This window comes from Pseudomonas sp. GV085 (assembly GCF_003050925.1).
In the GTDB taxonomy this organism is placed as follows: domain Bacteria; phylum Pseudomonadota; class Gammaproteobacteria; order Pseudomonadales; family Pseudomonadaceae; genus Aquipseudomonas.
Map to the genome: position 1 here is coordinate 1,583 of NZ_QAOV01000033.1, position 1,385 is coordinate 2,967.

1 rRNA gene (cut by a window edge) is annotated in these 1,385 nt (G+C 53.4%); it reads left to right on the forward strand.

Features of this window, described 5'->3' with window-relative positions:
• A 23S ribosomal RNA gene (locus C8K63_RS29900) occupies positions 1-1,369 on the forward strand; it begins 1,525 nt to the left of the window's first position.
• Positions 1,370-1,385 lie beyond the last annotated feature (16 nt).

Genomic DNA, 1,385 nt, shown 5'->3' on the forward strand with positions numbered 1-1,385 from the left:
TCTGGGTGACGAAGTGGTTGATGCCATGCTTCCAAGAAAAGCTTCTAAGCTTCAGGTAACCAGGAACCGTACCCCAAACCGACACAGGTGGTTGGGTAGAGAATACCAAGGCGCTTGAGAGAACTCGGGTGAAGGAACTAGGCAAAATGGCACCGTAACTTCGGGAGAAGGTGCGCCGGTGAGGGTGAAGGACTTGCTCCGTAAGCCCACGCCGGTCGAAGATACCAGGCCGCTGCGACTGTTTATTAAAAACACAGCACTCTGCAAACACGAAAGTGGACGTATAGGGTGTGACGCCTGCCCGGTGCCGGAAGGTTAATTGATGGGGTTAGCTAACGCGAAGCTCTTGATCGAAGCCCCGGTAAACGGCGGCCGTAACTATAACGGTCCTAAGGTAGCGAAATTCCTTGTCGGGTAAGTTCCGACCTGCACGAATGGCGTAACGATGGCGGCGCTGTCTCCACCCGAGACTCAGTGAAATTGAAATCGCTGTGAAGATGCAGTGTATCCGCGGCTAGACGGAAAGACCCCGTGAACCTTTACTATAGCTTTGCACTGGACTTTGAATTTGCTTGTGTAGGATAGGTGGGAGGCTTTGAAGCGTGGACGCCAGTTCGCGTGGAGCCAACCTTGAAATACCACCCTGGCAACTTTGAGGTTCTAACTCAGGTCCGTTATCCGGATCGAGGACAGTGTATGGTGGGTAGTTTGACTGGGGCGGTCTCCTCCTAAAGAGTAACGGAGGAGTACGAAGGTGCGCTCAGACCGGTCGGAAATCGGTCGTAGAGTATAAAGGCAAAAGCGCGCTTGACTGCGAGACAGACACGTCGAGCAGGTACGAAAGTAGGTCTTAGTGATCCGGTGGTTCTGTATGGAAGGGCCATCGCTCAACGGATAAAAGGTACTCCGGGGATAACAGGCTGATACCGCCCAAGAGTTCATATCGACGGCGGTGTTTGGCACCTCGATGTCGGCTCATCACATCCTGGGGCTGAAGCCGGTCCCAAGGGTATGGCTGTTCGCCATTTAAAGTGGTACGCGAGCTGGGTTTAGAACGTCGTGAGACAGTTCGGTCCCTATCTGCCGTGGACGTTTGAGATTTGAGAGGGGCTGCTCCTAGTACGAGAGGACCGGAGTGGACGAACCTCTGGTGTTCCGGTTGTCACGCCAGTGGCATTGCCGGGTAGCTATGTTCGGAAAAGATAACCGCTGAAAGCATCTAAGCGGGAAACTTGCCTCAAGATGAGATCTCACTGGGACCTTGAGTCCCCTGAAGGGCCGTCGAAGACTACGACGTTGATAGGTTGGGTGTGTAAGCGCTGTGAGGCGTTGAGCTAACCAATACTAATTGCCCGTGAGGCTTGACCATATAACACCCAAGCAAT